At 55.2% G+C, this 23,972-nt stretch carries 25 protein-coding genes; 10 read left to right on the top strand and 15 right to left on the bottom strand.

Translation table 11 applies throughout. The features are described from left to right. Positions 1–116: 116 nt before the first annotated feature. The 5 genes from NTD87_RS20165 to rplM form a co-directional block, all read right to left on the bottom strand. Positions 117–899: a cytochrome c1 gene (locus NTD87_RS20165; RefSeq protein WP_262115947.1), complete on the bottom strand. Its 783-nt coding sequence runs from the start codon at positions 897–899 to the stop codon at positions 117–119. Further along, a complete protein-coding gene (locus NTD87_RS20160) occupies positions 899–2,110 on the bottom strand; it encodes a cytochrome b (RefSeq protein ID WP_201120579.1) in 1,212 nt (403 codons plus the stop codon). The genes NTD87_RS20165 and NTD87_RS20160 overlap by 1 nt, the downstream gene beginning before the upstream one ends. Beyond that, positions 2,110–2,703 carry a ubiquinol-cytochrome c reductase iron-sulfur subunit gene (gene petA / locus NTD87_RS20155; protein ID WP_262115946.1) on the bottom strand — a complete coding sequence of 198 codons (594 nt, stop codon included), beginning with the start codon at positions 2,701–2,703 and terminating at the stop codon, positions 2,110–2,112. The genes NTD87_RS20160 and petA overlap by 1 nt, the downstream gene beginning before the upstream one ends. A gap of 252 nt (positions 2,704–2,955) precedes the next feature. Beyond that, the gene (gene rpsI / locus NTD87_RS20150) at positions 2,956–3,348 is read right to left on the bottom strand and encodes a 30S ribosomal protein S9 (protein WP_003216038.1); all 393 of its coding nucleotides are present in this window, start codon (positions 3,346–3,348) and stop codon (positions 2,956–2,958) included. 14 nt (positions 3,349–3,362) lie between these two features. Then, the gene (gene rplM / locus NTD87_RS20145) at positions 3,363–3,791 is read right to left on the bottom strand and encodes a 50S ribosomal protein L13 (protein ID WP_019693576.1); all 429 of its coding nucleotides are present in this window, start codon (positions 3,789–3,791) and stop codon (positions 3,363–3,365) included. A 248-nt stretch (positions 3,792–4,039) separates the two neighbouring features. Between rplM and NTD87_RS20140 the strand changes: the two genes are divergently transcribed. Next, complete coding sequence (locus tag NTD87_RS20140; RefSeq protein ID WP_262115945.1) at positions 4,040–5,080, top strand: NADP(H)-dependent aldo-keto reductase; 1,041 nt, start codon at positions 4,040–4,042, stop codon at positions 5,078–5,080. Between the two features lie 103 nt (positions 5,081–5,183). Here the strand turns inward: NTD87_RS20140 and NTD87_RS20135 are convergent, their stop codons facing one another. Next, positions 5,184–6,320: an acyl-CoA dehydrogenase family protein gene (locus NTD87_RS20135; protein WP_410017500.1), complete on the bottom strand. Its 1,137-nt coding sequence runs from the start codon at positions 6,318–6,320 to the stop codon at positions 5,184–5,186. 243 nt (positions 6,321–6,563) lie between these two features. Here NTD87_RS20135 and NTD87_RS20130 point away from each other — a divergent pair, with 243 nt between their 5' ends. Next, on the top strand, positions 6,564–7,460 hold the full coding sequence (locus NTD87_RS20130; protein ID WP_262116048.1) for a GlxA family transcriptional regulator: 897 nt from the start codon (positions 6,564–6,566) through the stop codon (positions 7,458–7,460). Positions 7,461–7,624: 164 nt separating this feature from the next. Here the strand turns inward: NTD87_RS20130 and NTD87_RS20125 are convergent, their stop codons facing one another. Further along, positions 7,625–8,590, bottom strand: a complete 966-nt coding sequence (locus tag NTD87_RS20125) for a GlxA family transcriptional regulator (RefSeq protein ID WP_262115944.1) — start codon at positions 8,588–8,590, stop codon at positions 7,625–7,627. A gap of 89 nt (positions 8,591–8,679) precedes the next feature. Between NTD87_RS20125 and NTD87_RS20120 the strand changes: the two genes are divergently transcribed. Continuing rightward, positions 8,680–9,471: an MBL fold metallo-hydrolase gene (locus NTD87_RS20120; RefSeq protein ID WP_262115943.1), complete on the top strand. Its 792-nt coding sequence runs from the start codon at positions 8,680–8,682 to the stop codon at positions 9,469–9,471. Between the two features lie 211 nt (positions 9,472–9,682). Here the strand turns inward: NTD87_RS20120 and zapE are convergent, their stop codons facing one another. The 3 genes from zapE to NTD87_RS20105 all read right to left on the bottom strand — a co-directional run bounded on the left by zapE (position 9,683) and on the right by NTD87_RS20105 (position 12,877). Then, on the bottom strand, positions 9,683–10,777 hold the full coding sequence (zapE, locus tag NTD87_RS20115; RefSeq protein WP_262115942.1) for a cell division protein ZapE: 1,095 nt from the start codon (positions 10,775–10,777) through the stop codon (positions 9,683–9,685). Positions 10,778–10,867: 90 nt separating this feature from the next. Further along, complete coding sequence (locus NTD87_RS20110) at positions 10,868–12,223, bottom strand: tryptophan--tRNA ligase (protein ID WP_262115941.1); 1,356 nt, start codon at positions 12,221–12,223, stop codon at positions 10,868–10,870. A 24-nt stretch (positions 12,224–12,247) separates the two neighbouring features. Beyond that, on the bottom strand, positions 12,248–12,877 hold the full coding sequence (locus NTD87_RS20105) for an alpha/beta hydrolase (RefSeq protein WP_262115940.1): 630 nt from the start codon (positions 12,875–12,877) through the stop codon (positions 12,248–12,250). 146 nt (positions 12,878–13,023) lie between these two features. Here NTD87_RS20105 and NTD87_RS20100 point away from each other — a divergent pair, with 146 nt between their 5' ends. Beyond that, on the top strand, positions 13,024–13,461 hold the full coding sequence (locus NTD87_RS20100; protein WP_262115939.1) for a YhcB family protein: 438 nt from the start codon (positions 13,024–13,026) through the stop codon (positions 13,459–13,461). A gap of 268 nt (positions 13,462–13,729) precedes the next feature. On the opposite strand, the gene NTD87_RS20095 is transcribed toward NTD87_RS20100, so the two are convergent. The 3 genes from NTD87_RS20095 to NTD87_RS20085 all read right to left on the bottom strand — a co-directional run bounded on the left by NTD87_RS20095 (position 13,730) and on the right by NTD87_RS20085 (position 15,940). Beyond that, on the bottom strand, positions 13,730–14,470 hold the full coding sequence (locus NTD87_RS20095) for an OmpA family protein (protein ID WP_262115938.1): 741 nt from the start codon (positions 14,468–14,470) through the stop codon (positions 13,730–13,732). A gap of 116 nt (positions 14,471–14,586) precedes the next feature. Beyond that, on the bottom strand, positions 14,587–15,231 hold the full coding sequence (locus NTD87_RS20090) for an MBL fold metallo-hydrolase (RefSeq protein ID WP_262115937.1): 645 nt from the start codon (positions 15,229–15,231) through the stop codon (positions 14,587–14,589). 337 nt (positions 15,232–15,568) lie between these two features. After that, entirely contained in the window at positions 15,569–15,940 is a 372-nt protein-coding gene (locus NTD87_RS20085; protein ID WP_262115936.1) for a DUF6124 family protein, read from the bottom strand. A 569-nt stretch (positions 15,941–16,509) separates the two neighbouring features. Between NTD87_RS20085 and NTD87_RS20080 the strand changes: the two genes are divergently transcribed. From NTD87_RS20080 to NTD87_RS20065, 4 genes are all read left to right on the top strand, one after another. Further along, positions 16,510–18,210 carry a trypsin-like peptidase domain-containing protein gene (locus tag NTD87_RS20080; RefSeq protein WP_262115935.1) on the top strand — a complete coding sequence of 567 codons (1,701 nt, stop codon included), beginning with the start codon at positions 16,510–16,512 and terminating at the stop codon, positions 18,208–18,210. 153 nt (positions 18,211–18,363) lie between these two features. Continuing rightward, positions 18,364–19,377, top strand: coding sequence for an RES family NAD+ phosphorylase (locus NTD87_RS20075; protein WP_262115934.1), 1,014 nt, complete (start codon positions 18,364–18,366; stop codon positions 19,375–19,377). A 223-nt stretch (positions 19,378–19,600) separates the two neighbouring features. Beyond that, positions 19,601–19,978 (top strand): cytochrome c, encoded by a 378-nt coding sequence (locus NTD87_RS20070; protein WP_262115933.1) that lies wholly within the window; start codon positions 19,601–19,603, stop codon positions 19,976–19,978. A 302-nt stretch (positions 19,979–20,280) separates the two neighbouring features. After that, positions 20,281–20,724: a hypothetical protein gene (locus tag NTD87_RS20065; protein ID WP_262115932.1), complete on the top strand. Its 444-nt coding sequence runs from the start codon at positions 20,281–20,283 to the stop codon at positions 20,722–20,724. Between the two features lie 195 nt (positions 20,725–20,919). On the opposite strand, the gene NTD87_RS20060 is transcribed toward NTD87_RS20065, so the two are convergent. Both NTD87_RS20060 and NTD87_RS20055 read right to left on the bottom strand, forming a co-directional pair. Beyond that, positions 20,920–21,420, bottom strand: coding sequence for a methylated-DNA--[protein]-cysteine S-methyltransferase (locus tag NTD87_RS20060; protein WP_262115931.1), 501 nt, complete (start codon positions 21,418–21,420; stop codon positions 20,920–20,922). Between the two features lie 162 nt (positions 21,421–21,582). Beyond that, positions 21,583–21,843: a hypothetical protein gene (locus NTD87_RS20055; protein WP_262115930.1), complete on the bottom strand. Its 261-nt coding sequence runs from the start codon at positions 21,841–21,843 to the stop codon at positions 21,583–21,585. Positions 21,844–21,972: 129 nt separating this feature from the next. Between NTD87_RS20055 and NTD87_RS20050 the strand changes: the two genes are divergently transcribed. After that, a complete protein-coding gene (locus NTD87_RS20050) occupies positions 21,973–22,656 on the top strand; it encodes a response regulator transcription factor (protein ID WP_262115929.1) in 684 nt (227 codons plus the stop codon). Next, a complete protein-coding gene (locus NTD87_RS20045; protein WP_262115928.1) occupies positions 22,641–23,960 on the top strand; it encodes a sensor histidine kinase in 1,320 nt (439 codons plus the stop codon). The genes NTD87_RS20050 and NTD87_RS20045 overlap by 16 nt, the downstream gene beginning before the upstream one ends. Positions 23,961–23,972 lie beyond the last annotated feature (12 nt).

Below are 23,972 nucleotides of genomic sequence, written 5' to 3'. Positions count from 1 at the left end.
CGGAAAAACGAGCGCGCCCAGAGGGCGCCTCCTGTAACGCCTGGATGACCAGACTCGTTACATGTTCAGAGACGCCCTTGGGCGCGCGCGATTAACAGCAATTGCTTAACGCTTTATCAATGCACGTCTTTCCAGTATTCACGCTTGAGCAAGTAAGCGAATACGAAGAAGAACGCCAGGTACAGCAACACATAGGTACCGATGCGCTGATGCTGCAGCTTCACCGGGTTGGCCGAATAGGCCAGGAAGGTCACCAGGTTCTTGACCTTCTCGTCGAACTGCTCTTCGTTCAGTGCACCGGTTTTTGGCACGATGGTCAGCTGATCGCACGCTTCATGAGTCAGCGGCGTGCCGGTCAGCGGATCATACTGCTTCTTACCGTCTTCGACGATTTGAACTTGTTTGCATCCTACCACCTGACGACCTTGCAAGCCGACCAGAACGTTAGGCATACCGACGTTCGGGAACACCTTGTTGTTCACACCCCAAGGGCGTGCCGGGTCTTCATAGAACGACCTCAGGTAGCTGTAGAGCCAGTCAGTCCCACGAACGCGAGCCACCAGGGTCAGGTCAGGCGGCGCAGCGCCGAACCAGGCCTTGGCGTCTGCCGGCTGCATGCCGATGCTCATGTGGTCACCGATCTTGGCGCCTGTGAACACCAGGTTCTTCAGCATCAGATCGTGAGGAATCCCCAGGTCGTCGGCAACGCGCTCATAGCGCTGGAACTTGGCGCTGTGGCAGCCCATGCAGTAGTTGGCGAACGTACGCGCGCCATCTTGCATTGCGGCTTTATCGGAGACGTCGATATCGACCTTTTCCAGCTCTGGACCACCATGCTCGGCCGCGAAGGACAAGACAGGCAAAGCAGCAAGAATCAGTACAGCAAATAGCTTTTTCATCAGCCAGTCACCCTTTCCGGAACCGGTTTGGTCTTCTCGAGCCTGGTGTAGAACGGCATCAGAATGAAGTAGGCGAAGTACAGGAAGGTACAGACCTGCGACAGCAACGTACGTTCCGGGGTAGGCGCCATGACACCCAGCCAGCCAAGAATCACGAAGGAGATGCAGAACACCCAGAGCCAGATTTTGCTCAGCCAGCCCTTGTAGCGCATGGACTTGACCGGACTACGGTCGAGCCAGGGCAGGACGAACAGCATGGCAATCGAAGCCCCCATGGCAACAACGCCCATGAGCTTGTCCGGAATCGCACGCAGAATCGCGTAGAACGGGGTGAAGTACCAGACCGGTGCAATGTGTTCCGGGGTCTTGAAGGCGTTCGCCACTTCAAAGTTCGGCTTCTCGAGGAAGTAACCGCCCATTTCCGGGAAGAAGAACACGATCGAGCAGAAGATGAACAGGAACACCACCACGCCGACGATATCTTTCACGGTGTAGTACGGGTGGAAGGCAATGCCGTCCAGCGGTACGCCGTTTTCGTCTTTGTGTTTCTTGATGTCCACGCCGTCCGGGTTGTTCGAACCGACTTCGTGCAGCGCCAGAACGTGCAGCACGACCAGGCCGAGAATCACGATCGGCAAGGCGACGACGTGCAAGGCGAAGAAGCGGTTCAGGGTGATGCCCGAAATCAAGTAGTCACCGCGGATCCACTGGGTCAGGTCGTTACCGATAACCGGGATCGCACCGAACAGCGAGATGATCACCTGGGCGCCCCAGTACGACATCTGGCCCCACGGCAGCAGGTAACCCATGAAGGCTTCAGCCATCAGCGCCAGGTAGATCAGCATGCCGAACACCCACACCAGCTCACGCGGCTTCTGGTACGAACCGTAGAGCAAGCCACGGAACATATGCAGGTAAACCACGATGAAGAACGCCGAAGCGCCGGTGGAGTGCAGCAGGCGCAGGATCGAGCCGTACTCGACGTCGCGCATGATGTATTCGACGGAGGCGAATGCCTCTTCCGCCGACGGGGTGTAGCTCATGGTCAGCCAGACGCCGGTTACGATCTGGTTAACCAGAACCAACAGCGCCAGGGAGCCAAAGAAGTAGAAGAAGTTGAAGTTCTTCGGGGCGTAGTACTTGCTGAGATGGTCTTCCCACATTTTAGTGGCGGGAAAGCGCGCATCAACCCAATCCATGAACTTGCTCATCACGCTTTCTCCGTATCGACGCCGATGACAATGATGTCGTTCGATTCATAGGAATGCGGGGGAACTGGCAGGTTCAAAGGCGCGGGTTGCGACTTGAAGACGCGGCCAGCCAAATCGTAGTGGGAGCCGTGGCACGGGCAGAAATAACCACCCACCCATTTCGGGCCAAGATCGGCAGGCGCTACTTCTGGACGGAAGGTCGGCGAGCAACCCAAGTGCGTGCAAATACCGATCAGCAACAGAACTTCTGGCTTGATCGAACGCGTCTTGGGGTCCACATAAGTCGGTTGTACCGAATTCTTGGAGTCTGGATCAGAGAGGTCACCCTCGATCTTTGTGAGATTCCCCAAAATCTCCTGGGTACGGCGGACGATGAAAACCGGCTGACCGCGCCATTCAGCAATCATTTGCTGACCTGGTTCGATTTTGCTGACATTCACTTTCACCGGTGCACCTGCGGCTTTCGCCTTGGCACTGGGAAACCATGACCCCACGAACGGGACCGCAGCCCCCACCGCTCCTGCAGCACCCACCACGGATGTGGCTGCTACCAAGAAGCGACGCCGGCCTGCATTCACGCCGTCATTGCTCATTCAGTCCTCTCCCATCAGCTTTGTGGCCTGTTAAATCAGGCATCTACTAAGTAAAAATCTGAACTTATAAAAATTTTGCAGAATGGTAATGAAAAGCCCCAGTTCTGACAAGGTAATTACCACCCGGGGTCAGCGCCAAGCCTTGTAGTATAGGGGCTCTACGGATGTGGCAAGTTGTCACATCATAAATCTTTGAGCAAAAAAAACGCCCAGCTCCGCGAGGAGACTGGGCGCTTTGAACGCGAAAGCGAATTAACGCTTCGAGTACTGCGGACGCTTACGCGCTTTACGCAGACCAACTTTCTTACGTTCAACTTCACGTGCATCGCGAGTAACGAAGCCAGCTTTGCGCAGAGCACCGCGCAGAGTTTCGTCGTACTGCATCAGAGCGCGAGTGATACCGTGGCGGATTGCGCCAGCTTGACCACTCACACCACCACCGATCACGGTGACGTAGATGTCGAACTTCTCGACAGTCTCAGTCAGTTCCAGCGGCTGACGAACTACCATGCGGGCAGTTTCGCGGCCGAAGAAATTTTCCAGGGTGCGGTTGTTGATGGAGATGTTACCAGTACCCGGACGCAGGAAAACGCGTGCGGTTGCGGTCTTGCGACGGCCAGTGCCGTAATTTTGAGTCGCCGACATAATGAACTATTCCGTTAAAACTTCAGTTCTTGGGGCTGCTGAGCAGTATGAGGGTGTGCAGCGCCCGCATAGACTTTCAGCTTACGATACATGTCGCGACCCAGCGGGTTCTTAGGCAGCATGCCTTTGACCGCGGTCTCGATCACGCGCTCAGGGGCTTTAGCGATCAGCTTTTCGAAGTTGATCGACTTGATGCCGCCCGGGAAACCGGAGTGGGAGTAGTAGATTTTGTCGGTGGTTTTAGCACCGGTTACACGAATCTGCTCGGCATTGATAACGACGATGTAGTCGCCGGTGTCAACGTGAGGAGTGTACTCAGGCTTGTGCTTGCCACGCAGACGGCTCGCGATCTCGGTGGCCAGACGACCCAGGGTCTGACCAGCAGCGTCGACGACAAACCAGTCGCGCTTTACTGTTTCCGGTTTAGCAGTAAAAGTTTTCATTCTTTATAGCCTCAGGGGCCGCCCTGTAAATTTAGACGGCGGATCTTACTGAATAGTGCGTACTTTGACAAGTCAAAGGCAGCCGGGTACAGACGCTATCGGGGGCTCGGGTCGGCGCGTCCGTTCAACGGCAAGATTCTTCGGCAGGCGGCGCATCACTTCCACTGCAGAAAGAGGTGCGCAATTATGCAGATTGCGAAAAAAAATTCAACCTGCTTTTATGATTGTTTTCCTCCAAGGACTACCCGATGGACTATCGACAGCTGGGCCGTACCGATCTGAACGTGAGTGCAATCTGCCTCGGGACCATGACCTGGGGCGAGCAAAACAGCGAGGCAGAGGCCTTCGCACAGATTGAGCGGGCCAAGAGCGCCGGAATCAATTTCATCGACACCGCCGAGATGTACCCGGTGCCACCCAAGGCCGAAACCTACGCCACCACCGAGCGCTACATCGGCAATTACTTCAAAAGTCGCGGTGATCGCGCCGACTGGATTCTGGCGAGCAAGATCGCCGGCCCCGGCAACACCATCGACTACATTCGCGATAAAAACCTGCGACACAACCGCCAGCACATCACTGAAGCCGTCGATGCCAGCCTCAAGCGCTTGCAGACCGACTACATCGACCTCTATCAGCTGCACTGGCCTGAGCGCAGCACCAACTTCTTCGGCCAGCTGGGTTACAAGCACACGACTGAAGCTAACCTGACACCGCTGGAAGACACCCTCCAAGCACTGGACGAGCAGGTCAAGGCTGGCAAGATCCGCCACATCGGCCTATCCAACGAAACGCCGTGGGGCACCATGCGCTTCCTCGCCCTCGCTGAAGCCCGTGGCTGGCCGCGTGCGGTGTCGATCCAGAACCCCTACAACCTGCTCAACCGCAGCTTTGAAATCGGCCTGTCGGAAATCGCCATCCGCGAACAATGCGGGCTGCTCGCCTATTCGCCGCTGGCGTTCGGCTTTCTCTCAGGCAAGTACGAAGGCGGGGCTCGTCCGGCGAAAGGTCGCCTGAGCCTTTACAGCCGCTTCAGCCGCTATTTCAACCCACAATCGGAAGCCGCGTGCAGCCGTTATGTGGCACTGGCGCGCGAGCACGGCCTGGACCCGGCACAAATGGCTTTGGCGTTCGTGACCCAGCAATCGTTCGTCACCAGCAACATCATTGGTGCAACCACGCTGGAACAGCTGGACAGCAACATTGCCAGCTTCGACCTGAAGCTGTCGGATGAAGTGCTGGCGGGGATCGAGGCGATTCACAAGGATCACCCGAATCCGGCACCTTGATTGATCTGTAGATCCAATCGCGAGCAGGCTCGCTCCCACAAGAGATCACTTAACCTGTGGGAGCGAGCCTGCTCGCGATGGCGGCCTCCCGGTCAACTCACGGTCAAAGCGAGCGCGCAATGATCTCTTTCATGATTTCATTGGTCCCGGCATAAATCCGCTGCACCCGCGCATCCGCCCAGGCTCGGGCGATCGGGTATTCCCACATGAAACCGTAACCGCCATGTAGCTGCACGCACTCGTCGAGCACCCTGCATTGCAGATCGGTGCCCCAGTATTTGGCCATCGCCGCCGTCGGCACGTCGAGCTTGCCTTGCAGGTGCAGCTCCAGGCAGCGGTCGACGAAGACCCGGCCAATCTGAATCTCCGTGGCCATCTCCGCCAGTTTGAAGCGAGTGTTCTGAAAGTCCGCAATCGCCTTGCCGAACGCTTTGCGCTCGCGGGTGTAATCCAGGGTCCACTGCAACGCCGCCTCGGCCGAGGCCAAACCGCCGATGGCGACCGTCAGGCGCTCTTGCGGCAATTCCTGCATCAGATAGGCAAACCCCATCCCGGCCTGACCCAAAAGGTTTTCCTTGGGCACACGGACGTCCTGGAAGAACAGCTCCGAGGTGTCCTGCGCTTTCATCCCGACCTTCTCCAGGCGCTTGCCCTTTTCGAAGCCCGGGGTGTTCGCCTCCACCAGAAACAGACTGGTGCCCTTGGCCCCGGCCTTGGGATCGGTCTTGGCCACGACGATCACCAGGTCCGCGAGAAAGCCGTTGGTGATAAAGGTTTTCGAGCCGTTGATCACGTATTCATCGCCATCCAGCACCGCAGTGGTTTTTACCCCTTGCAGGTCGGAGCCGGCGCCCGGCTCGGTCATGGCAATCGCGGTGACCATTTCGCCCGAGACCAGTTTCGGCAGGTACTTGTGCTTCAGCGCTTCGCTGCCGTAATGCAGGATGTACGGCGCCACAATGTCCGAATGCAGAGAAAAGCCGATACCGGTCAACCCTAGCCGACCGACCTCTTCGATCACCACCGCGCTATAGAGAAAATCCGCATCGAACCCGCCGTACTCTTCCGGCAGATGGGAGCAGAGCATCCCCGCCTCCCCTGCCTTGCTCCACAGTTTGCGGTCGATGTAGCCCTGTTTTTCCCATTGCCCATGGAACGGCACGGCCTCTCTTTCGAGGAAGGTTCGTACGCTGTCGCGAAAGAGTTCGTGCTCGGAACTGAACAAGGTTCTGGGGATCATCGGGACACCTGTGGTTATTGTTGACCGAAAATGAATCCCAGAGCCTAAGCCCCCGCTCCGATACAGGACACTGGACACATCCGCCAAAAAATAAGACGATCCAGCCGCTTGGTGACCACTTTCCCCTATAAGAATAAATTGAATATGTCTATCCAACTCTCCACGCCCTTGCGGCGCGTCAGCATCCTGGCGATCGACCAGGTTTTTGCTTCCACCCTCATGCAAGCCAAGGATTTCTTCCATCTGGCCAGTCTGCGTTACGGCAAACAACTGGGCCATGGCCTGACCCCGGCATTCGAAACCCGCCTGGTCAGCCCCGACGGCAAACCGGTCAACAGCTTCAGTAACGTGCTCATGCCGGTGGACGGCGGCCTGGAAAACGCCGACATCATCATCCTTCCGGCGTTCTGGGACGATTTCGACACCCTCTGCAAACGTTATCCACAGGTGTTGCCGTGGCTGCGCGAGCAACACGCGCGCGGCGCGGTGCTCTGTGGCGAAGCCACCGGGGTGTTCTGGCTCGCTGAAGCCGGGCTGCTCGATGGCAAGGAAGCGACCACCTACTGGCGCTTCTTCAACGCTTTCGAAGAACGCTACCCCAACGTCCAGCTCAATCAGGACAAGCACCTGACCGACGCCGACAACCTGTACTGCGCCGGCGGCACTACATCGGCCTGCGACCTCTACATCTATTTGATCGAACGCTTCTGCGGGGCCAACGTGTCTCAGGCCGTGGCCCGCGACATTCTGTATGAAGTGCAGCGCAGCTATTCGCCCGGCCGCATTGGTTTCGGCGGGCAGAAGCTGCACCAGGACGTAATCATCCTGCAGATCCAGCATTGGCTCGAAGAACACTTTGCCGACAAGTTCCGCTTCGAAGACGTCGCCCGCGAGCACGGCATGAGCATTCGCAACTTCATGCGCCGCTTCCAGACCGCTACCGGCGACAAGCCGCTGCACTACCTGCAACGCCTGCGTATCGAAACCGCCAAGGGCCTGCTGTCCGGCAGCCGCAAAAGCATCAAGACTATCAGCTACGAAGTCGGCTACGACGACGCGAGCTTCTTCGCCCGGCTGTTCCGCCAGCACACGGAATTGTCACCGAACCAGTATCGGCAGCAGTTTCAGCAAGCCGCTTAATCTGACGATTAAACACAAATCAACTGTGGGAGCGAGCCTGCTCGCGATGGCGACCTGACATTCAACATTGCCGTTGACTGACAGACCGCTATCGCGAGCAGGCTCGCTCCCACATTGGTTCTTCGGCGCACAGAATAGGGTCTGCATGCAGGCCCTATTCCTCATTACCGCCCAAATTGCTGCCTGTACTCCAACGGCGTCAACGCTGTCAGCTCCTTGAACATGCGACGCAGGTTAGAGTCGCTGCTGAAGCCCAGCTCAGCGCTGATCGCATTGACCGCTGTGGACGTGAGGATCAGGCGCTCGCTGACCTGATTCAATTTGATACAGCGCGCATAGGTTGCAACGGCAATACCGGTTTCACTGCTCACTTTGCGCGACAGGGTGCGCTCGGACATGCCGAGCTGCTCGGCCAGTCGCTGCACGGTTAGCTGCTCAGCGGGCAATTGCTCAACCAGCGCATGCAACTGGCGCAGCAGCGTGCTGGACTGCTCGATCAGACTCATGGCCTGAAAAGCGCTATGCGCCTGGGCCGGACGCGCAAGCACCATCAACCGGGTAAGGTCGCGAAACACCTCCGGACTGACATACCGCTCAATCAAGGCCTGCGCGATGGGCAAGTAACCGTTTACGCCGGACGCGGTCGCCGTCAGCGGGTTAATGATGCAGTGACGCTCGCTTTGCCACTTCACGGCCTTATGGCGCTGCGCCATTACCTCTGCCAACCACCATGTCACCGTCGCCGGCTGGCCATCCAGCTTCCCGCTCGCGGCCAACAGACAAACCCCACTGCAATAACTCCACATCTGCTGTTTTTTCGAACGCGCCGACAAAGCCGCTACCAAGGAGGCATTGGCGGCCAGCGTATCCTCGACCTGCCGGGCTGACTCGGCCCAGAAACCGGGAATCAACAGCGCGTCAAAATCAGCCTCCGCCAGTGTGCTGTCCACCTGTAACGACAAGCCTCGAGCACATTCAACCGTACCGGCCTGCACTGCAACGAAGCGCGTTTCAAAGAGCGTACTCGAGGCTCGACGATTGGCCGCGTGCAACAAATCGGCAAAAGCGAACAACCCCGCCGGCATGCAGCGAGGGAAAAGAAGTAAACCGATTCGAAGGCGTGGGGGCATGGCTGAAATCGAATTAATTATGTCTGAGCCTGCCATTCTGTGGCGTAACCCGGCTGGAGACAATGGCGCCTCTTCCCAGAGGTATCGCCATGAAGATCCATCAGCTCCGTAACGCGACGATTATTGTGGAACTCGGCCCCCATCGAATTTTGATCGACCCGATGCTGGCGCGAAAACACGCACTTCCACCCTTGCGGATATTCAGCGCACGAGACCGCAACCCTCTGGTCGAGTTACCCGACTCGGCAGCGACCGCACTGGATTCCGTGACCCATTGCCTGATCACCCATTGCCAGAAAGGACACTTCGACCACCTGGATCGTGCAGCAAAGAAGTGGCTGCGCGACACGCGGATTCCCGTCATCTGCACACCACACGACGCCGCTCACTTGGCCGAGCATGACTTGAACGTTCAGCCTTTACCGGCCGATCACGAGCAACCGAGCGCCTTCCTCGGCGGTCAGATCCGCACGACTCGCTGCACCCATGGTCGGGGTCTGGTAGGCAAGATGATGGAACATGGTGTGGGCTATTTGATTGAAATGCCCGGTGAACCCAGCCTCTACCTGAGTGGCGATACGATACTCACACCGGCCGTGCAGGCGTTCGTTGCCCTGCACCGCCCTGACGTTTCGGTCGTGCCGGCGGGTGGCGCACGCTTCGATTTGGGTGGGGACATCATCATGGGGATTGATGAGGTGCTTGCATTCACTCGGCAGTCATCCGGCACGGTGGTCGCCAATCACCTTGAAGCGCTCAGCCATTGCCCGGTGACACGCCAGTCACTGGCCAGTGCCGCCCGACAGGCAGGCGTCGAGTCGCGCCTGCAGATACCGAACGACGGAGACCTGCTGGAATTCCAGATCCCGGATATTCAATGAGACCGCGGCTGCCCCATGGACAGCAAAATGCAGGACTGCTTCCGTAGCAGCTGCCGAGCCTGCGAGGCTGCGTTCGAGGACGAAGTCCTCGCAAATCCTGTGTACGCGATTTGCCTGGAAGAACGCGCTGCCTGATTCAACGACCGCTACGCGGCCGAACGCAGTCTCGCAGGCTCGGCAGCTGCAGGGGCAGATCACCTCATGTAGCTCGTTAAGGCTTGTGCGCCCGCGACAGGAACTCGTGGGACTGCATTTCCAGCAGACGGCTGAGGGTGCGCTGGAACTCGAAGTTCAGGCGACCACCGGTGTAGAGGTCTTTCAACTCGACTTCGGCGGAAATGATCAGCTTGACGTTACGGTCGTAGAACTCGTCGACCATGTTGATAAACCGTCGGGCAATGTCGTCGGTGGTGACGCTCATCTGCTCCACACCGCTGAGCAACACAGCGTGGAAGATCTTGCCGAGTTCGATGTAGTCGTTCTGGCTACGCGGGCCGTCGCACAGTTCGCGGAAGTCGAACCAAGCCACGTCGTCGCACGTACGCACGGCACGGATCTCACGGTTCTCGATGATCAGCACATCGTTTTCCAGCGCTTGCGTGCATTCCGGCGTGAGTGCGCGGAAGCTTTTGCGCAGGCTCTCGTGGGACGCTTCGTCGAGCGGGAAGTGGAACAGCTCCGCTTGCTCAAGGTGACGCAGACGGTAATCGACGCCGCTGTCGACGTTGACGATGTCGGTGTTCTGCTTGATCAGCGCGATGGCTGGCAGGAACCGCGCACGTTGCAGACCGTCCTTGTACAGACCGTCCGGCACGATGTTCGAGGTCGCGACCAGGGTCACGCCGTTCTTGAACAGCTCTTCCATCAAGGTGCCGAGGATCATCGCGTCAGTGATGTCGGACACGAAGAACTCATCGAAACAGATCACCCGCGCTTCGTCGGAAAAACGCCTGGCGATGATGGTCAGCGGGTTTTTCTCGCCGCCGAGGGTCTTCATCTCTTCGTGCACACGCTTCATGAAGCGGTGGAAGTGAGTGCGGACCTTTTCCTTGAACGGCAGCGCTTCAAAGAAGGTGTCGACCAGGTAAGTCTTGCCGCGACCTACGCCGCCCCAGAAGTACAGGCCCTTGACCGGCGCCTGGTCTTTCTTGCCAAACAGCTTGCCGAGCAGGCCCGGTTTATTTTGCGAGGCCGCGACCAGATCGTCGTACAGGCGCTGCAAATGACGCACGGCGGTTTCCTGCGCGGCGTCATGGAAGAACTCCGGGCGTTTGAGATCAGCTTGGTATCGTTCTAGGGGCGTCATAATTCGTTAGCAAGGCAACAAAAACGGGCCGACACTGTAGCGACGGCCCTTGAGAATGGCAATCAGCCCTTGGTCGGGCCGAGCCGTGGATTATTCCTGAACAGGCGTCAGCGCAACCCGCAGGGCGTCTATGGCAACATCCCGCGCCGCGCTGTCAGCGAAGGCCGGGCTGTCGCCGACGCATTCGCCTTCGAGCCACACGCTGAAGCTCAGGTCCTCACTGCGAACGTCCAGCGCCTGGCCGGATTGCAGTTGCTTGGTCACCTGGCCGGCGGTTTTGCCGTCAGCAAAGTTGCGCGACAGCAGCAGTTGCTCGCCATCGGCCGCCAGCAGACGGAAGCGGAAGCTGCCGTCGTCTTCACGGAAACTGACGAAACGCGCGGCTTTCGCAGCCTTCTTCTTGGTGGTCGCAGCCACTTGCGTCTGATTGACGAACGAGCGCAGGCCGACCGCCTCACGCAGCTCGTTGAGGAACGGCGTGGCCACGGCGCGGGCCTTCTTGGCACCGTGCTGCAGCATGTCTTCGAGGTCTGCCGGGCGCTCGATCAGTTGGTAGTAACGCTCGCGGGACTCGCCCAACTCACTGTCGAGCAGTTGGAACAGACGATTCTTCGCCTCGCCCCAACCCAGGCCCTGCAACAGTTCGCTGCGGAACTCATCGGACTGCGCCGGGGTGGCGAAAGCCTGGAACAGCGTGAACAGGTGCGAGTTGTCCGGATCCTTGGCTTCGCCCGGCGCACGGGAGTCGGTGACGATCCGCGAAATCGCGTCCTTCATTTCCTTGGCGCTGGAGAACAACGGAATGGTGTTGTCGTAGCTTTTCGACATCTTCCGGCCATCGAGGCCCGGCAGCGTGGCGACGCTTTCTTCGATCAGCGCCTCCGGCATGGTGAAGAATTCTTTGCCCTGGCCAAACAGGTGGTTGAAACGCTGACCGATGTCGCGGGCCATTTCCACATGCTGGATCTGATCGCGACCGACCGGAACCTTGTGCGCATTGAACATCAGAATGTCCGCCGCCATCAGCACCGGGTAGCTGTACAAGCCCATGGTGATGCCGGCGTCCGGGTCTTCACCGGTTTCAACATTCTTGTCCACCGACGCCTTGTAGGCGTGCGCACGGTTCAACAGGCCCTTGGCGGCGACGCAGGTCAGCAGCCAGGTCAGCTCAGGGATTTCCGGGATGTCGGATTGGCGATAAAACGTTACCCGATCCACATCCAGACCACCGGCCAGCCAGGTCGCGGCGATTTCCAGACGCGAGCGCTGGATGCGCAGCGGGTCATCGCACTTGATCAAGGCGTGGTAGTCGGCCAGGAAGTAGAACGAATCGGCATTGCTGTCGCGGCTGGCGAGGATCGCCGGACGGATCGCGCCGGCGTAGTTGCCCAGGTGCGGGGTGCCGGTGGTGGTGATGCCGGTGAGGATGCGCGTACGAGTAGTCATGGGTAATCGCTTATCAGACTGCAATCAATTCGAAAGGCGCGGCAGGATCAGATCCTTGAGATCGGTCAGCTTGCCGTGAAAAAAGTGTCCGCATTCTGCCACTTTCAGCAGCTCATGGGGGCGATCGAGGGCGTCAGACCAATCGTAAACCAGTTGCGGATCGATGACTTCGTCGGTTTCTGGCTGAATCAGCGTCAGTTCGCCGTGCTGCGGCAACTGATCCTGATCGCCCAGACGCATCACCGCCGGCGCGACCATGAACAAGTGCTTGAGCTGTTCACCCTTGGCTTCCAGGCGTCCGCCGAGGCTGGCCGCGACGAAACCACCGAAGGAGAAACCGAACAGGGTCATGGGCAATTCGGGGTGCCTGGCGCGTAACCATTCGGCCACGGCTTGGGCGTCGTCGACTTCGCCGGTGCCCATGTCGTGAGTGCCAGCGCTGGCGCCGACGCCACGGTAATTAAAACGTAATGTGATCAACCCAGCGTCGCGGGCGGTGCGCTGCAAGGTCGAAACGACTTTATTGAGCATGGTGCCGCCTTGCACCGGGTTGGGGTGGCAGATCAGCGCCAGGCCACGTGGCTCGGGGGAGTCCAGGTACAAGGCTTCCAGTTGGCCCACCGGGCCATCAATCACTACAGGGGTTTCACGCATCAGCAAGGAAGGAACTCCGTGACCTCTCGAAGGGTCGACTCGTCTAGCTAAAAGTCTGTGCCTGGCATGATTGCGATCTCGTCGCGGTATACAGCGCAGGTCCGAGCCGTTAACGTAAAGCAAAGCCGTTTATAGAGGAAGGACTCGTGGAACACTCGCTCTTAGTTTGGTTGTTGCCGACTCTTGCCCTGGTTGCCGGTGTCGCGATTGGATTCCTGGTTGCCCGCCTTCTGCCGAATGCCGCGCCTAGCAGCACGCAACGTCAGCTGGATGACATTCAGGAACGTTTTGACAGCTATCAGAATGAAGTGGTTACTCACTTCAACAGCACCGCAACGCTGGTCAAGAAGCTCACTCAGAGCTACCAGGAAGTGCAAGACCACCTCGCCGAGGGTGCCAACCGCCTGGCCCTGGACGAGCAGACTCGCCAACGCCTGCTGGCCGCCCTGCACGCTGATGTCGCCGTGCAAGCCCCACGGGAACGCCTGACGCCGCCACGCAATCAGGAGCCGCCACGCGATTACGCGCCGAAGATGCCAAACGCCCCTGGCATGCTCGACGAGCATTACGGCTTGAAGAAGTAATCAGGTTTCACTCGACATAAAAAGCCCTCGGACACGTGATGTCCGGGGGCTTTTTTGTATCTGAGGGTTTGATCGCCTGTCAGGGCCTCATCGCGAGCAGGCTCGCTCCCACATTTGAATTTCAGTAGCCACACCTTCTGCGACTAATGGAGATCCCCTGTGAGAGCGAGCCTGCTCGCGATGAGGCCCTAACAGGCAACAAAAAAAAGCCCACCCGATCTGCTGAGAATCGGGCGGGCTTTTTACACCTGGGGTTCAGTCAGGTTTTTTACTGGTACTGCTGACCTTGTTGCTGACCTTGCTGCTGGGCAGGCTGGCCATACTGCTGACCTGGAATCGCCTTGAGGTTGACCTCTACACGACGGTTCTGCGCCCGACCATTGACATCACCGTTGCTGGCAATCGGGTTATCCGGACCAGCACCACGTGCCGACAGGTTGGTACCGCTGACGCCTTGCGAAGTCAGGTAGGTTGCCACGCTTTGAGCACGACGCTGGGACAGGTCCATGTTGTGCTGGCGGCTGCCGGTGCTGTCAGTGTAGCCGACGATTTCAATCTGGTTCTGGCTGAACTCTTTAAACGAACCGGCCAGGTTGTTCAGCGGCTGGTAGAAGCTTGGGGCGATATTCGCCGAATCGGTGCCGAACGTGATGTTGCCCGGCATGATCAGCTTGATCTGATCGCCCTGACGCTGCACTTCAACCCCGGTATTGGCCATGCTGGCGCGCAGTTTCTTTTCCTGCTGGTCGGCGTAGTAACCGTAACCGGCAGCGGAAGCACCACCGATAGCAGCACCAATCAGCGCGCCCTTGCCACGGTTGTTATGGTCGATGGCAGCACCCGCCACCGCACCAGCCAAGGCACCCAGGCCGCCGTATTTGGCGGTTTTGCTCATACCCGTGGAGCCGCTGTCGGCCTGACCCTGATTGTCATACGGGTTCTGGTTCGCACAGCCAGCCAGCATGGCCACGGCAGTAGCGACAATAATCAAACGACTCGAGGTGAACATGGAGAGCTCCTACTTTTACATTCTGTGGTGCAACGGACGTTGGCAATAAACCCGTGCGGGCGTTGGAACACGACCTATGGCAAAAATTCCATCAGGCCGTATCACCGCCCGGAAAATCAGGCTCGAACAAAAGGATTTTCACGCATTTCATCGCCCAGACAGGTATCGGAACCGTGTCCGGTTATTACCGTCGCCTCTTCATCAAGGGTGTACAGACGCTGCTTGATCGAACGCACGATGGTCGCCTGATCACCGCCCCACAAGTCCGTACGCCCTACCCCGCGACGAAACAGCGTGTCACCGGCAATCAGCAGCTTAGCCTCAGCAAACCAAAAGCTCATGGAACCCGGCGTATGCCCCGGCGTGTGCAACGCCACGCCACAGCCGCAGGCCAGCTCCTCATCATCGGCCAACCAACGATCCGGCGACGGCACCGGCGTGTACGGCACCCCGAACATCTGGCACTGCATCTCCAGATTGTCCCAAAGGAACTGATCCTCTTTATGCAGGTGCAACGTCGCGCCGGTTTTCTCCTTCAACTGGCCAGACGCCAGGAAGTGATCCAGGTGCGCGTGGGTATGAATGATGCTCACCACCTTCAACCCCAACGCCTCCAGCCGCGCCAGAATCAACTCATGATTACCACCCGGATCGACAACGATAGCCTTCTTGGTGATCGGATCACCGATGATCGTGCAGTTGCACTGCAACGGCCCAACGGGAAAGGTTTCGCGAATCAGAGCGGGTTTGGCAGCGTCCATGGGCGTTCCTGAAAAATGGATGGCGTATTCTGGCACAGCCCACCCGCCCAGCCGATGGCTGTCCTGTTACAAAACGGACAACCCGCCCCTACAACTGAATCAAGGGTCAATCTGCCCCTGCCTACTAACGCAAACACCCGCTGAATCCCTCTCCCTATAACCCCGCGCAACCCGTAGAAGCTGCACCGACATCAAACGAGAGGATTTCAAGCTCGGCACACTCCCCGTAGCAGCTGCCGAGCCTGCGCGGCCGAACGCAGGCTTCGCCAGCTGCTACGAATCGCGTAACGGCTTAACTAACTGGCAGCAGGACAAGCCCCCTCGCCACAACGCGGTGCTACGGCGCCTCCGGCTGATCAAAACTATCCAGCGCCCGATTCACCAACAACTCCCCCAACGAAACCATCTGCTGAATCGCCAACGCCACATGCCGACGCGTGCCTTCCAGCTCAAACGCCAAATCACTGGCCAGTACATTCAACGACGCCAGCGTTTCCGAGGCATGCGCCAACAGCGTTTCGTTATCCAGATCAGGAATCACCGTAAAAATATTGGAGGGACGCTTATCGGACAGCGGCGCCTGAACAAACGGCGGCTTGAGGTAATGATCCAGCGCCCGCTCGGCAGCGTCGTGGAGTTTTTTGGAGTCGGTGGATGCGTAAGGTGAAACGCTTGGGGTTTCTGGTGGATTTGGAGTGACCTTGTGCATGGTGAAGCTCCTATACCTGAGTTGGAACCACCGCGACTCGTCGCTAAACAAGTAAAGGTGGCGACCGTACGCAGGTTAGCGAACCGGGGGTATAGGAGCCCGGCAGACCCGAAGGTCTCCCACGCACAGCCGCCAAGACGCGATATTGCGGGCATAAAAAAACACCTGCAACAAAGTTTTGGGGTGCTGTAGCACCTATACCTGTTCGGGTCGCTAAACCCGGCCGCTGAATTGGCAGCGACACCCGGAGGTTATCCACATACCTTCCCACCCGGCAACCTTGAAAAGCTGTCGGAAGATTCTCCCGGAATCGAGATTTTTGTAGCCTTCTCCTAGGACTGAGCCGGGTACTTTGGGAGGCAGTAACAAGTAAATTTCCCCAGATAAGATTTGGGTGTTGATAGCGGCTGGGGGGTGATTGCAATCTGCCACATTCGAATGTACGCTTCGAGTGCCTCCGCTCAGGTATTAAATTGGGTTGTTCAAATGCGACCTCACTCAAAAATGCTAGAAGCAACAGCTCGCGTGGACGAAATTTACGCTGCGACTCGAAGTGAATAAGGTGAAATATGAGCGGAGGCTTTTTACTTTCCGGCACTATCCTTAACCCTACAACAACACCGGAAGAGTTGGCCGGCATTCTAGGGACATCTTACAAAAAGCTAAAATACTTCTACTACCGCGGAAGAATGCTTCGGCATTACTCTGTATTTACCATCCCCAAAAAAAGTGGTGGCACTCGAGAAATATACTCGCCTGGGGATCAGCTAAAGACACTCCAATCTCGGATCGCTTTGCAACTATCCATGCTCTACAAGCCAAAAAAAGTGGTGAAGGCTTTTGTTGAGGGAGGGTCAATTGTTGAAAACTCGATACCTCACGTCCGTAAAAAATTTGTTTTCAATATAGATTTACAAGATTTTTTTCCATCGATAACTTTTGCTAGGGTTCGTGGGCTATTGGCAGCGAAGCCTTATTCTTTAACTCCAGAGACTGCAACTGTTATTGCTCACCTTGTCACCGTATCCGGATTCTTGCCCCAAGGCGCTCCCAGCTCCCCTGTAATATCCAACATGATTTGTGCCAGCTTAGATAGAGAACTCTTCACTCTTGGCATGAGACATAGTGCTGCGTATACGCGCTATGCCGACGACATTACTTTTTCATTTCGCTGTCCCATTACTTATCTGCCGGACAGTATTGTATGCATATCTGGCCCCCCTGACAGAATGAACCACTACGGGAGCCGGGCGGGCAATATACTATCTCAAATAATTACAAGACATGGATTTACAATAAACGAATCGAAAGTTCGGCTACAAGGCGTAAACGAAAGACAAATAGTAACAGGCCTTACTGTAAACTCTAAACCAAACGTGGACAGAAGATACATAAGAAAAACCAGCGCACTAATACATTCTTTAGAATTTTTTGGATCAGAACAAGCTGGAGCCATTAACGCACAAAAGCGTCCTGATGCTACTAATAGCTTCGAGGCTCATATTCAAGGCAGGCTTTTATTTATCAATCAAGTCGTGGGCGTGCAATCAAAGGTATATCGACGCCTAGCATTAAGATTCAACATGTTACCCACCGCTTATAAAGTCCCTTTACCCCCCCTTGACTCTGCTGGTGATGTGCACGCCTTCAAAATCAACAAATCCGTTATTAAAAAATGCTGGGTAGTAGAGGCCGACGCAACAATTAATGAAGAGTTATATATATTTCAAGGCTCCGCGTTCATGGTCGAGGGTGATTTACTAATTACTTGCGCGCACGTGCTAGAAAGCGAAGGTACTATCCTTGACGATTGCGAAGTTTTCCGTGTAGACAGCAGAGACGTTAAGTTCAAGGCAAAAGTCGTCCATCGTGACTCTGCAAGAGATTTGGCAATTCTCAAAATTGAACACGAAGCGCGTGGTTTTGAGTTTTTTTCCTTGGAACGTGTACGAGAACCTAATATCGGTGAGCGAATAGCAGTCCTGGGCTTTCCGAACTACAAGAGCGGATCTGTCGACGTTGGTAGTTTGAGCGTAAAAATAACAAACAAATATCCACTTGGAGTAGCAAAAGTACTTCACTCGGAAGTTGATAAGACTCTGTATTCGGGCAATAGTGGGGGCCCTGTAATAAACTCCAGCCAACATATTGTAGGGGTAGCTGCGAAAGGGGCAGCAAGTAACCCTGAAGGGCATAATACCTTTATTAGTGTTTCAGAACTCACACAGACTCTGAATAATTACAAGGCAACCCTAGCTATAGAAACCTAATCCCTCAAGATTCTTTGGAGAAAAATGGGGACGGATTTATTTTTGGCCAAGGGCTAGCCTAATGACGGGGGCCCGTTAATGGTAAATAAATCCGTCACTTTTTCACTAACTGACGTTTATTTTTAGTTACCCTTCTAGGGACAGAGAACACTAATGCTAAGTATCGCAGAAAAAGAGCTTCTTCAGAAGGAAGACCCATATTGGTTTGAAGAACTATTCTACCGGGATCTCGAAAGCTGGTTTTCAAGCGATATAGCTTGTTGTGATGAATGCTATGACGATTATCTAGCGTGTTGGCCACACGCGTATGCAGCAGACAAAGCTGCCTTTCAATGTAGCTCCATTGATCTAGAATGCTTTTACTCAGGTTCAAGACTAAGAGCCTACTATACAAAAGAGCAATTCGATAAATATATATGTCTGATATCATGTCCAAGATGCGGAAATGAATTAAAATACAACATCTGGCCTTATTCCCTGCCATTCAACGCCATTGAAAACTTTGAAAGCAAGATTAATGAGATATCCGAAATCGCCAAGAAGACGCCATTTCTTTTACTTGAAAATTATTTTGCAAGGGAAGTTTACGATGCGATCCTTAATATATCCAAAGAAACAGAGAAGAAATTATTAAGCGCCAGCCTATTTAGAGCGCGAGAATCTAGTTCTTTAAAAAGCGAGGAGATAAGTGAGTTTGATTTTCCGCCAAACTCGGTCGTCTCCGAAGGACGTTACAATCATGCAGGCATGCCCGTCCTATATTTAGCCAGCGACCCGAAGACCTGTTATCACGAAATGAGAGGAGTGCCTTGCACAATTGCAGAACTCAACCTTTTAGAGAAAATTAAAATCCTAGATTTGACTGACACCTATGATTCACACCAAGACTATAGTGACCTCCTGAGCACGTTAGTATACTCCGCGCTTATGAGCGCAAAACAAGACAATACCGGCTGGCACAGACCAAAGTATGTGTTCTCTAGATTTGTTGGCGACTGCGCAAACTCTGCAGGCTTTGATGCAATAAAATACCCCTCAACAAGAGGAGGAGAAGATAGTTTCAACATAGTTATAATAAATAGCAGTTTATCAATAAGCAAACATTCAAAACTCATAGACATAGTTAAGTATGGCGAGCATGACAACACAGCCGTAACCAATGGTTGAAATTTTTCGTTTCGCTAACTTTTAGATGGACTATAGCTCTCCACTTAACCTGAATGAAAAAAGGGGACAGATTTATTTATTCGCCAGGCCACCTTAGCAACAAATAAATCTGCCCCCTTTCTTACGCGGTTTAAATATTATCGAGAGAATTGAGTGTTGCAGTCGCACCTCCGGGGTTTGCCCTCGATTCAGATCTGATTTATACAACAAGGCCACATGAAAAATGAAAATATTACTCATCGCTTCGCTAGGAATTTTATCGCTAATTCAAACATCACTATCCTTCGCGGATAATATTAATGGAAAAAACCTCTATTTACAGCGATGCACCATGTGCCACGGAATAGATCTCAAAGCAACAGGACCATTGGCTAATAAAAGCAATCCTCCTACACCTGATCTAACAACATCCGCTTTCAAAAAACGATTAAATGATTATCCGGGCGTGATTGTATCATCGATAATACTTCGTCCAAATGGAGACTTGATTCCAAAAACTTTGCGAGAGAATGGTGTAAAGCTATCGCCGTACTCATGGAGAATTAAAGATCTGCGCGATTTAAATCAATACATGAGTGATGTGATTTCAAAAAATCGATGATTTTGAAATTGTAAAAAATGGAGACAGATTTATTTTTTGGCAAAGATGCGAGCCCAAGGAGGACAGACCCAGTCAACGACAAATAAATCCGTCCCCCTTTTAAAGAGGATAAGGAATGTTATCTACCAGGCAAATAAAACACTTATCACACCATCTAGCGCCTAGGGAGACGCTGATTTATTCAAAAAGTCAGTTGTTGCCCCCTGATTAATAAAGGCTTCCAAAGCGTTGCCGGGACGAAAACCGAATAAATCAGTGGTTCCCTAGCTATAGTTTATAGGTAGACTTACAAGGAGATAACAATGAGAAACTTTGCTTTTGTTGTGACTTTAGTCTGCATTGCATTATCCGGTTGCACACGTAGTGCTCGCTTGTATCCCGCAAATGATATTGCTACTGCTACAGGTGTCCTTACGGCAGACTTTAAGTCTTATGGCTCAGGCCACGGCGATATTAAAATTATTATGCCTGACGGAGAATTATTGAACGGTGAGTATTCTTTAGTTCGCGGCGGCGCTATCGGCTTTGGCAATGTGTACGGTTCGGTTTATGGCTCGGCGGGTTTATCTTCGTTTTCCGGAAGTTCAAACTCATATGTAACGCCCGGCGGCAGCCCCGGTACTGCTTCACTGTTTGGCGATAAAGGAACAAGCATGTTGTGTGAGTTTTATAATGACAATTTCAGTGGTCATGTTAATGGCGGCTGCAAAAGCTCCAGAAACGCAATATATCGCCTGCAATTTTAAATTTCAAAAGTCGTTTACTGGGGCACGCAGATGCGTACCCTTTAGCTTAATCGCCCCGCATAAACCCTGACTTACGCGACATCTCTTGATACGCCTGGTAGGGCCTCCCACCTGTCGTATAAATCTGTCGCAGAGTTTGCACTCTTCGACAGCCACCACGGACAGCTCTGGGTCGTAAGCGGCCGGTCTTCCCCATCAAAACCCCAATTGCAACGTCTCCTTCCCCTCCAACCCCAACAAAAACTGCTTCACCCCCAACCCACCCGCAAACCCGGTCAAACTCCCCGAAGCCCCAATCACCCGGTGGCAAGGTGCAACAATCGAAATCGGATTTTTACCGTTCGCGGCGCCAACAGCACGAACCGCTTTCGGATTACCAATCTGCACCGCAATCTGGCTGTAACTCCGCGTCTCACCAAATGGAATAGTCAGCAGCGCGTGCCAAACCTTCTGCTGAAAGTCAGTGCCGGCAAAATCAAGTTCCAGCTCAAAGCAATCACGCTCGCCCGTAAAGTACTCGCTGAGTTGGCGTTCAGCTTCGAGCAACACCGGGCTGTGGATATCTTCTTGCAACGGGCCGAGACGAACCCGGTCGGGTTTGTCGTTTTCCCAGAGGATGGCGCAGAGTTTGCTGCCCTTGGCGACCAGCGTGAGGGTGCCGACGGGGGATTTCATCAGTTTGAATACGTACGACATGGGTTGACTCCTTGATCCGACGGGGGCTTCAGACGTGGTTGGACGTTGAAGGCGATCGTTCATCTGTGTCAGAGGACGTATTCAGAGTAATTGTGTGTTCAAACGCAAGAACTACGTTTCTTGCGGTTGAATTTCGCACGCTGATGCCACCGGCGCTTTGCGCTATTTAGCTTCAGCGTTCTCAGCCTCTTCAACAAAATAGCAATTATTGCGCTTGCCGCTCGAGTCGATGATGAACGCGCCCTGTCCATCGCCGCACTCAAACGAGTGGGTGGCCGAGTAGGCTTTTTTCTTGTCGATCCAGGCATTCAGTTTGGAGATGTAAATGCCCATGCCAAGGGCGATGCACAGCACCAGCAGCAAGCAAAGAACAAACTGTGCGGTGTAATGGTCGCTTTCCTTTTCCGAGCGAGCGGGTTGCATGTCGAGGTCCTGTTGTTGAAACACGCCGTCACGATAAGGACCAGCGGGTTAACGTCAGGTGAACATTGTCGTGAAGAAAGGCAACTCCGCTATCCTCTGCCCCACTAGTGAATAACCGTGGGTCTGTCCGTGCATATTCATCTGCTGTTGGTCGAAGACAACATTGACCTGGCGAACACAGTCATTGAGTACCTGGAAATTACCGGGATCGTCTGCGACCACGCCAGTGATGGGCAAATGGGCTTGAACCTGGCGCTTGCTCAGCACTATGACGTGATCTTGCTGGACATCATGCTGCCGCGCCTGGACGGCCAGCAGGTGTGCAAAAAGCTGCGCGAGCACGGCAATCAGACGCCGATCCTGATGCTCACTTCCTTGGATGCCTTGGCCGACAAGCTCGCCAGCTTCTCGGTCGGGGCCGACGACTATCTGGTCAAACCCTTCGAACTGCCGGAACTGGTTGCGCGCATTCGCGCCCTGAGCCTGCGCCGCAGTGGCCAGGCCAGCCGGTTGCAAGTCGCAGACCTGATCATGGACCTTTCAACCCGCAAGGTCAGTCGCAACGGTCAGGAACTGCACCTGTCACCGACCGGCTGGACGTTGCTCGAATGCCTGATGCGCGCCAGCCCCGCGCCGGTCAACCGCGAACGTCTGGAAGCGGCGATCTGGGGCGACGAATTGCCGGACAGCAACACGCTCAAGGTGCACATGCACCGTCTGCGCAAGGCCGTCGACAAAGACTTTGAAACCGCACTGATCCTCACCTTGCCGGGCATTGGCGTTCAGCTGGGGTCGTCATGCGCAAAGGACTGAGCCTGAAGTGGGTGATCAGCGGCAGCTTGCTGTTGGTCATTGCTGTGGTGCTGATCATCTACAACCAGCTGCTGCCGGTGTACACCATGCGCGGTTTCCTGTTTACCGCCAGCGCGATGATGGAAGAGGAAGCGCAATACTTTGCCCGACACTACAAGCAGGACCCGACGACACCGCCGCCCGATAACTACTTCGTCAACAGCGCAATCGGCAAAGAGGCGCTGCCAAAAAAAATCCGCGACCTGCTCGACACCACGCCGAGCATGGTGTTCGGCGCCGTGCAGTTCTTCGGCGATATGGACTCCGACGACGATGATGACGGCACGGCCATCCTGATCCACCCGTTGTACGACGGTAAAACGCTGTATATGTACGACACCAATCACGACCATGAAGAAGGCGGCGAGGTCGAGACGCCGTTGTCCGATGCCTACCTGGAACACGAGTTGTCGATGGTCAGCCTGATCGGTCTGGCGGTGTTCATTCCCGCGCTGATCATCATCGCCCTGCTGGTGTGGTGGGTGGTGCGGCCGCTGGGTCGGCTGACGCAATGGTCGACCACCCTCGAAAGTGCCAGTGCGCCCGCCGATGGCCGGCCGCATTTCATCTTCCGCGAGTTCAACGTGCTGGCCGATTCACTGGCCCACAGCGTGCAACAGGTCAAGGCCGCCAGCCTGCGTGAAGAGCGTCTGCTGCGCTACACCAGCCATGAACTTCGCACACCGCTGGCGGTGCTCAAGGCCAATGTCGAACTGCTCGCCGTGCAGTCCGGTGGCGAACTGCCCCCGCCCTTGCAGCGGATCGAGCGCTCGGTGCTGAACATGCAGCGGATTGCCGAAACCTTGTTATGGATGAGCCGCGAGAGCCCGGAAGCGCTGCCGGAAGAAGCGCTGGACATGCGCCAGCTGCTCAATGAGCTGATAGAAGAGCACCGCTACCTGATCGGCAAACGCGACATCGAATTGATCCTGCACATCATCGACGAGCCTTGCCGGTTGCCCCTGACCGCGTGCCGCATTGTCGTCGGTAACTTCCTGCGCAATGCCTTGCAATACGCCGACGAGGGCAGCGTCGAAATCACCTTTGAACAGCTGCAACTGCGCATCGTCAATCGCGTACGCGACACCAACCAGAGCGAAGAATCGGCCGATTTCGGCTACGGCCTCGGGCTCGAACTGATGCGCCAGCTCTGCGCAAAACTGGGCTGGCACATCGTGGTCGAACCCGAAAAGAACCACTTCACGGTCACCCTGAACTTTTCGGTTCAGGAACCGCAGCAACTGCCGGAGGCAACGGACGCCTGAGCCCCCGTTAAT

The sequence above is a fragment of the Pseudomonas sp. 6D_7.1_Bac1 genome (genome assembly GCF_025465945.1).
Lineage (GTDB): Bacteria > Pseudomonadota > Gammaproteobacteria > Pseudomonadales > Pseudomonadaceae > Aquipseudomonas.
This window is presented reverse-complemented; position numbering and strand designations above follow the sequence as displayed.

What these genes read in the sequence shown, in the direction of transcription:
- rpsI (WP_003216038.1), bottom strand. Translation starts at nt 3,348, where the DNA reads ATGTCGGCGACTCAAAATTACGGCACTGGCCGTCGCAAGACCGCAACC.
- NTD87_RS20140 (WP_262115945.1), top strand. Translation starts at nt 4,040, where the DNA reads ATGGACTATCGACAGCTGGGCCGTACCGATCTGAACGTGAGTGCAATC.
- NTD87_RS20065 (WP_262115932.1), top strand. Translation starts at nt 20,281, where the DNA reads ATGAGAAACTTTGCTTTTGTTGTGACTTTAGTCTGCATTGCATTATCC.
- NTD87_RS20125 (WP_262115944.1), bottom strand. Translation starts at nt 8,590, where the DNA reads ATGCCCCCACGCCTTCGAATCGGTTTACTTCTTTTCCCTCGCTGCATG.
- rplM (WP_019693576.1), bottom strand. Translation starts at nt 3,791, where the DNA reads ATGAAAACTTTTACTGCTAAACCGGAAACAGTAAAGCGCGACTGGTTT.
- NTD87_RS20070 (WP_262115933.1), top strand. Translation starts at nt 19,601, where the DNA reads ATGAAAATATTACTCATCGCTTCGCTAGGAATTTTATCGCTAATTCAA.
- NTD87_RS20105 (WP_262115940.1), bottom strand. Translation starts at nt 12,877, where the DNA reads ATGCGTGAAACCCCTGTAGTGATTGATGGCCCGGTGGGCCAACTGGAA.
- NTD87_RS20110 (WP_262115941.1), bottom strand. Translation starts at nt 12,223, where the DNA reads ATGACTACTCGTACGCGCATCCTCACCGGCATCACCACCACCGGCACC.
- NTD87_RS20135 (WP_410017500.1), bottom strand. Translation starts at nt 6,320, where the DNA reads ATGATCCCCAGAACCTTGTTCAGTTCCGAGCACGAACTCTTTCGCGAC.
- NTD87_RS20090 (WP_262115937.1), bottom strand. Translation starts at nt 15,231, where the DNA reads ATGGACGCTGCCAAACCCGCTCTGATTCGCGAAACCTTTCCCGTTGGG.
- NTD87_RS20095 (WP_262115938.1), bottom strand. Translation starts at nt 14,470, where the DNA reads ATGTTCACCTCGAGTCGTTTGATTATTGTCGCTACTGCCGTGGCCATG.
- NTD87_RS20080 (WP_262115935.1), top strand. Translation starts at nt 16,510, where the DNA reads ATGAGCGGAGGCTTTTTACTTTCCGGCACTATCCTTAACCCTACAACA.
- NTD87_RS20075 (WP_262115934.1), top strand. Translation starts at nt 18,364, where the DNA reads ATGCTAAGTATCGCAGAAAAAGAGCTTCTTCAGAAGGAAGACCCATAT.
- zapE (WP_262115942.1), bottom strand. Translation starts at nt 10,777, where the DNA reads ATGACGCCCCTAGAACGATACCAAGCTGATCTCAAACGCCCGGAGTTC.
- NTD87_RS20165 (WP_262115947.1), bottom strand. Translation starts at nt 899, where the DNA reads ATGAAAAAGCTATTTGCTGTACTGATTCTTGCTGCTTTGCCTGTCTTG.
- NTD87_RS20160 (WP_201120579.1), bottom strand. Translation starts at nt 2,110, where the DNA reads ATGAGCAAGTTCATGGATTGGGTTGATGCGCGCTTTCCCGCCACTAAA.
- NTD87_RS20120 (WP_262115943.1), top strand. Translation starts at nt 8,680, where the DNA reads ATGAAGATCCATCAGCTCCGTAACGCGACGATTATTGTGGAACTCGGC.
- NTD87_RS20045 (WP_262115928.1), top strand. Translation starts at nt 22,641, where the DNA reads ATGCGCAAAGGACTGAGCCTGAAGTGGGTGATCAGCGGCAGCTTGCTG.
- NTD87_RS20085 (WP_262115936.1), bottom strand. Translation starts at nt 15,940, where the DNA reads ATGCACAAGGTCACTCCAAATCCACCAGAAACCCCAAGCGTTTCACCT.
- NTD87_RS20060 (WP_262115931.1), bottom strand. Translation starts at nt 21,420, where the DNA reads ATGTCGTACGTATTCAAACTGATGAAATCCCCCGTCGGCACCCTCACG.
- NTD87_RS20055 (WP_262115930.1), bottom strand. Translation starts at nt 21,843, where the DNA reads ATGCAACCCGCTCGCTCGGAAAAGGAAAGCGACCATTACACCGCACAG.
- petA (WP_262115946.1), bottom strand. Translation starts at nt 2,703, where the DNA reads ATGAGCAATGACGGCGTGAATGCAGGCCGGCGTCGCTTCTTGGTAGCA.